5 protein-coding genes are annotated in these 6,415 nt (G+C 49.2%); 3 read left to right on the top strand and 2 right to left on the bottom strand.

The genetic code is table 11. The features are described 5' to 3' along the window. Positions 1 to 520: 520 nt before the first annotated feature. A complete protein-coding gene (locus H6F80_RS04525; protein ID WP_190790412.1) occupies positions 521 to 1,735 on the bottom strand; it encodes a class I SAM-dependent rRNA methyltransferase in 1,215 nt (404 codons plus the stop codon). A 174-nt stretch (positions 1,736 to 1,909) separates the two neighbouring features. Here H6F80_RS04525 and H6F80_RS04520 point away from each other — a divergent pair, with 174 nt between their 5' ends. Both H6F80_RS04520 and H6F80_RS04515 read left to right on the top strand, forming a co-directional pair. Beyond that, on the top strand, positions 1,910 to 2,584 hold the full coding sequence (locus H6F80_RS04520; protein WP_190790411.1) for a cadmium resistance transporter: 675 nt from the start codon (positions 1,910 to 1,912) through the stop codon (positions 2,582 to 2,584). 268 nt (positions 2,585 to 2,852) lie between these two features. Next, the gene (locus H6F80_RS04515) at positions 2,853 to 4,646 is read left to right on the top strand and encodes an alpha/beta hydrolase (protein ID WP_190790410.1); all 1,794 of its coding nucleotides are present in this window, start codon (positions 2,853 to 2,855) and stop codon (positions 4,644 to 4,646) included. A gap of 87 nt (positions 4,647 to 4,733) precedes the next feature. Here H6F80_RS04515 and H6F80_RS04510 read toward each other — a convergent pair whose 3' ends face one another. Continuing rightward, a complete protein-coding gene (locus tag H6F80_RS04510) occupies positions 4,734 to 5,684 on the bottom strand; it encodes an aldo/keto reductase family protein (RefSeq protein ID WP_190790409.1) in 951 nt (316 codons plus the stop codon). Positions 5,685 to 5,987: 303 nt separating this feature from the next. Here H6F80_RS04510 and H6F80_RS04505 point away from each other — a divergent pair, with 303 nt between their 5' ends. After that, positions 5,988 to 6,365, top strand: a complete 378-nt coding sequence (locus H6F80_RS04505) for a hypothetical protein (RefSeq protein ID WP_190790408.1) — start codon at positions 5,988 to 5,990, stop codon at positions 6,363 to 6,365. The last annotated feature ends 50 nt before the right edge of the window (positions 6,366 to 6,415 follow it).

The raw sequence follows: 6,415 nt of genomic DNA, 5'->3' as shown, positions 1-6,415 counted from the left end.
GCTGTGAAACCCGATTGGGATTTAGCAAAAGCTGAACTGTTTTTGCTCGTTTTAATCGAAAGATGATTAAGAATTTGTGGAATCTCAATTAGTGGAGTCTTAATTAGTAGAATCTCAATTAAAGAATGACCTGCTTCTCTGAGAAAAAGAAATACAGATTATAAAGCTATTCTCTTTCATTCAAAATTCATTCAAAAAAATTTGTTAATGCTGTTAGGACGCGATCGGTCGATTGTTTTTCTTCACATCCTGCTGCTGAACTTTATAGAGACCTAGTAGTATGGAGACCCAGTCGCTCATCCTCGTAAAAACTGCGCTTTATCCTAATTTCAAAATCGTGATCTCAAAATCCTGATTTCAAAGTCCCTCAATTTCGAGGAATTTTTGAGGAATTTAGGGGGCAACGTAGCACCCGAATCCTGCTCAAACCTCTCTCAATTTCACTTTAAAGCCTAAAAGCCTAACTGATATAAGTCAATGAAATCCCTGGGGAATCTGGCATTGCCGAATCCCCTTTTGGTCAGTTCGATCGCCTTACCCGCCCCACCACAAATTTTAGATAACGTCCTTCAGGAAACTGGGCGGGAACCGGATGATCGATGGGCTGACCTATTTCGTGAATGATTTGAATCTGGTGTCCGGTGGTAGCTCCGGCAGCGGCGATCGCTTCTTTAAAGGCTTCCGGGCTGACTTGACTCGTACAGCTTGCGCTCACCAGTAAGCCATCTGGGGCAAGACAGCGAAGCGCAAGTGTATTAATTTTGCTGTAGGCTCGCTGAGCAGCATGGCGATTTTGCTTGGTTTTGGCAAAGCTGGGCGGATCAAGGATAATCAGATCGAACTGTTTGCCCTGCTGAATAGAATCATTGAGCAGCGTGAAGCAGTCCTGCGTGATAAAGGTGTGGCGGCGATCGTCCAACCCATTGAGCTTAATATTTGTCGATGCGGCTTCTGCCAGCCCTTTCCCGATGTCAACGCTAGTGACATAACTTGCCTGACCGCGCAGCGCGTAGAGCGAAAAAGCTCCCGTATAGGCAAAGCAGTTTAATACGGTTCGTCCTTTGCTCAAGCCTTCAACGTATTTGCGATTCTCGCGATGGTCCAAAAATAAGCCTGTTTTTTGTCCCGCATGAAGGTCTACCTGAAATTTCAAACCGTGTTCTTCTACAATTAACGCTTTGGGTGCAGGTTGTCCCCAAATCAGCTTTACTTTGCTATCGGATGGAGCGTTCGCAGACTCATCATCCCGGTCGTTCATTTCCAGAGAGCGATGCTGGGTCTTGAGATAAATTCCTTCCAGGGAAGCAGTTGCCTGAAGCGCATCAACTAACCAATTCAGCAGCACCGCTGCACTTTCCATGTAAGTTTGCACCACGGCAAATCGATCGTATAAATCGACCGTAATTCCGGGTAACCCGTCGCCTTCGCCAAACAGCCAGCGATAGGCAGTACAGTTTTGCTGACGCAAACTCGATCGCAGATCCCAGGCAGACTGTACCTGTTCGCGAATCCATTTGGGAGTGGGAGGTTCCTGACGGGAAAAGAGCCGAATGGCGATCGGGCTTTGATTATCCCAAAGTCCAAACCCTTTCCAGTTGCCGCACTGCACCCGGACCCAGCTTCCAGAGGACAAATGCAGATTCGGCGGAACGTGATTGCGATACACCCACGGATGTCCCTGCATCAGGCGTTCTTTCAGGTTGGCAGGAAGTTGAACGGTGGCAAGTTTTGCCATTGCAATACGCTTCTTTGTTGCTTTTGTAGGTTTGCTTCTGTTCAGAATGGTCTGAAGAGCGTAAAGGATCTTCCATTCCCCCTTCATTAACAGAGCAATCTCCAGGGTAACAACTCCAGTGCATAATATAAGTTTGGCGATCGTGAACTAATCTACATCAATCAAAAAAACAAAATGAATTGGGTGATCAGCGCGATCGTATCGGGCGTTTTTGCCTTTGTCGCGACGAATATTGATGATATCGTGATGCTGACGCTCTTTTTTGCTCAGGCAAACAATCCGGCACAGCCCAGTTCTCTGCGTCCCTGGCAAATTGTGGTGGGGCAGTATTTGGGCTTTCTGGTGCTGATCATCGCTGCGATTCCCGGTTTTGTCGGCGGGATGCTGATTCCTGATCCGTGGATTGGGTTACTGGGGTTTTTGCCGATCGCGATTGGGATTCAGCAGTTAATTCGTCCTGAATCAGACGAGGCAGAGATTCAGCTTGTCTCTGATGTCACGAATTCAGCTCATAAAAATTTGCTGCGGGCCAAGCTGGCTCAGTTGCTCCATCCCCAAACGCTGCAAATTGCTGTGGTGACGATCGCAAATGGCGGCGATAATATTGCCACTTATGTGCCTTTATTTGCTGCCAGCAATCTCCCATCACTGCTGGTGATTCTGATTATATTTGGGCTAATGATTGCGGTCTGGTGTGCTGTGGCAAATTATTTGAGTCAGCATCCGACCGTTGCACCTTTGCTAGCGCGCTACAGTCATTGGATTGTGCCGATCGTCCTGATTGGATTAGGGATTTATATTCTGATTGCAAGCCACTCTTATTTGCTACTACAGGGTGCAGGATTTTAGAAATTGCTCTACATTTAGCGTGTCATCCTGGAGAAGCTGCGCTATTATTTCCGAATTCTGTATCTGTGAGCTTTTCAGGCTTTAATTTTTTATCGGTTCTGAAGGAAACCAAAACGCTTCAAACTCTGTCCTTTTTCAAATGCGATGCAATTTCAATCAGGGTGTAGATTTCCTGAACCAGATAATTCTTATAAAAGGCGGATTGTTTTGCATTGGCTTTCGATCAAAGTGTGATCAAGACGGCTCAATTTCAAAAGCGGCTGAAACTATGAACTGCGATCAAGACAGTGCGGTTCCGATCGATGCTATGTCATCGGTAGGACAAATTGTGTTGGGTAAAAACGATCAGAAACGGCACAGCAAATCAGAACAACAAAACCATAAAATTACCCGATTTTCAAACTTACGATTTTCAAATTTAGGAAAACGGGTAAAGCGTTTCGGTCAAATTGGTTTACTCGGCAGTGTTTCCTCGTTCCTGACCACGCTTCCGGCACTATGCGCGCAGCAGGTTAATATTTCCTACGGTCCGCTTGAAATTTCAGTTCCGATCGAGGCACTCGAAACCTATGCTGAAACAGGTGAAGTCGATCGCAGTTTGCGCTTTTATACCCGGTTTATTCCTTCAGAAAACAAAGAGCAATTTCGTCAAGTTTTGCGCGATCGAATTGATTTGGATGTCGGCGAAATTTCGCAGGTTACTTATTCCTCGGTGGGGGAAACATCGCTTCAGCATTTGGGAGAGGTGATTCAAACTGAGTCGCGACAAAATGGCTTTTATGCATTGCGATCGGCAGCCATTGCAGCCGCAGCCGATGCCGAAGGATTGTCGCTATTAAACTTAATCAAACAGTTTCCTTCTCACAGCATTCGAGTGCGGGCGGATCGGGCAATGCAGGTGGCAGACGAATTTTCGCAGCTTGCCCAACAAACCGATCGCATTACGGCATTTATCGCTCAGCAAAACGCAGCCGATGCCGCCGCTCAGCCCTTAAGTTTCGATCGCCGCACTGATTTACAGCAGGTTGGAATTGCAAACTGGCAAAAGCAAACGCTGACCCTGACTGATCACCGCCGCGATCGAGCCTTTGCCGTCGATTTCTATTTACCCAATGCTCAAACACCCGCCCCAGTGCTGATTATTTCTCACGGAATTGCTGCCGATCGCGGTGATTTTTCAGAGCTGGCGCAGCATTTGGTTTCCTACGGATTTGCGGTTGCCGTACTGGATCATCCGGGTAGTGACACGCAGCAGCTCCGCAACTGGTTAAGCGGTTTAGCCGATGAAATGACAGCTCCCGATGAATTTGTGCATCGTCCGCAGGATGTCAGCTATTTAATCGACCAGGTAGAGCAACTCAATCGATCGGGCAATTTCAAAGACCGCTTAAATCTCGATCAAATTGGTGTGATTGGGCATTCGCTCGGCGGCTATACTGCCCTGGCACTGGCAGGGGCAAACCTGAATTTCAACCTGCTCAAACAGCAGTGTCAGCCCGATTTAACTCACCTCAATATCACCAATCTCTCGATGTTGCTTCAGTGCGAAGCCCTGCACACGACTCAGCCCACTTCCCTGCAGCTTAAAGACGATCGCGTCAAAGCTGTGATTGCCATGAATTCTGCCAGCAACGGCATTTTTGGGCAGGCAGGACTTCAGCAAATCCAGATTCCGGTCATGATGATCGGCGGCAGTGATGATTTGATTTCGCCCGTGCTGCTGGAACAGGTTTGTCCGTTTACCTGGCTAACGATGCCCGACAAATACCTGGCTGTGATCAAAAAAGGAACGCACGTTTATAGTAGCCATTCGAGTAGCCGATCGCTTTTTCCCGGAGAAACCCAGAATCCAAGCTCCGGACAGGCACAGCGATACCTCGAAGCCCTCAGTCTTGCCTTTGCCAAAGTCCATGTCGCCGCGCAGCCCGACTACCGCGATTACCTCCAAGCTTCTTATGCCAAATCAATTAGTCGATCGCCCCTGGATCTGACTTTGATGAACGGGGGAAATGCGCGTCCGCTGGCTGAAACGCTGGGTAGTTCCTGTCCGGGCGCGAATTAGCTCGCCGCACCAGTGCCCTTGGTGAATCGAACAGATTTATCCAGAATCTGAATCCAATGGCATTCAAATATCATCTAAACATAAATATTAGCTAAACAGCTTATCGATCGCCTCTAGCGTTTGAGCCGACAGTTTTTTACCCGCTGCTTCCGCATTTTCTTTCACTTGCTCTGCTCGTGTTGCACCAATAATCACGCTGCTCAGAATTTCGTGGCGCAGACACCAAGCGAGCGCAAGCTGACTCAGCGTCAGTCCTTCTTGTTCAGCGATCGTTTTTAGGTTTTGCACTCGCGTCAGCACATCCTCACCCAGATGTTCTTCGCTGAGAAAAGCGTTTTGCTTCGGGTCAGTGGCGCGGGACCCCTGGGGCAACGGTTCACCCGGTTTGTATTTGCCGGTGAGAATGCCCTGAGCCAGAGGCGAAAAATTGATAATGCCAATGCCTTCTCGCTGACAGAGCGGCAAAACTTCCTGCTCAATGTCGCGATCGAGCAGGTTGTAATAAGGCTGGTCTGAGGCGATCGGCGCGAGTCCCCCCAGCCGCACAATATCGGTCGCGTGAGCAATCTGCGAGGCACTCCATTCTGACACGCCGTAATACAGAATTTTGCCCTGCTGCACCAGGTGATCAAATGCCATCAGGGTTTCCGAGAGCGGCACATTTGGGTCGTAACGGTGTGCCTGATAAAGGTCAATGTAATCTACGCCTAATCGCTTCAGGCTGGCGTTGCACTGCTCGATAATATGTTTGCGCGACAGTCCGCGATCGTTTGGTCCTGGCCCCATCGGGAAATAAACCTTGGTTGCCAGCACAAAGGATTCGCGTGGAAAGTCTTTGAGCACCTTGCCCACAACTTTCTCGGTTTCGCCGCGGGCGTAGACATTCGCCGTATCAAAAAAGTTAATGCCCAGATCATAAGCAGTATGAATGCAGTCGCGGGCAACACTCTCGTCTTTGGCATTGCCGTAGGTCAGCCACGAACCAAGGCAAATTTCAGAAACGCGAACCCCGTATTTTCCTAAGTGCCGATACTGCAACGCTGCCTCCTTGTCGCTTTTGCCCGTTTTCCGTCAAAGCTGCACTGGCAACTCTAGCAATTTGATCAAGTGAGAAACCCTTACTTAAGGTGGATCTTGATAAGCAGGGATTTTTCCTGGGACGGGGGGCGATCGGGCGATCGATTGAGCAAGCGCAATATCTGTTCAAACACTGTCCAGAATCGAAACCTTTTAGAATGGAATGCACTGCGATCGCCCCTTCAATCGATGACCCCATTCGGGGAACTGCCTTGCATCGCTGTTTATCCAGATTTATCTCGAACTATCTCCATAAATCGCTTTATGAATCGCTTAACGCTTCGTACCCTTTTTCGCACGCTTCCTGGCATGATCGCGCTGGCATCTGTCGCCGTGCTTCCGGGTTTCAGTGGGGCTTCGGCTCAAACGATTCCCGTTCCTGCTCCGGCTCCAACGATCGAAACCCAGCCCAGCCCAGTTTCACCGACTTCGCCCATTCCGAATCGATCGACCGACACACCCGGATTTTCCCAGGAAGACAGCCGCCCCGATCCACGCCCCCTGACCGAGGAGCCGACCATTTCCTGTCCGGCGGGTCAGTTTGCCTCTAAGTTTCCCGATGTCACCCCCAATGACTGGGCATACGAAGCGGTGAACCGGGTGGCAAGTGGACCACTGCGCTGTTTCCCGACCCAGAGCTAGCGGATCGCACATTGGCAGATCAAGGCAGATCAAGAGCAGATCAAGGTCGG

The sequence above is a fragment of the Leptolyngbya sp. FACHB-711 genome (genome assembly GCF_014695615.1).
GTDB lineage: Bacteria > Cyanobacteriota > Cyanobacteriia > Elainellales > Elainellaceae > Leptolyngbya_A.
Note: the sequence above shows the minus strand (reverse complement) of the source record. Positions and strands in the feature narration are given on the sequence as shown.

What these genes read in the sequence shown, in the direction of transcription:
- H6F80_RS04525 (WP_190790412.1), bottom strand. Translation starts at nt 1,735, where the DNA reads ATGGCAAAACTTGCCACCGTTCAACTTCCTGCCAACCTGAAAGAACGC.
- H6F80_RS04520 (WP_190790411.1), top strand. Translation starts at nt 1,910, where the DNA reads ATGAATTGGGTGATCAGCGCGATCGTATCGGGCGTTTTTGCCTTTGTC.
- H6F80_RS04515 (WP_190790410.1), top strand. Translation starts at nt 2,853, where the DNA reads ATGAACTGCGATCAAGACAGTGCGGTTCCGATCGATGCTATGTCATCG.
- H6F80_RS04505 (WP_190790408.1), top strand. Translation starts at nt 5,988, where the DNA reads ATGAATCGCTTAACGCTTCGTACCCTTTTTCGCACGCTTCCTGGCATG.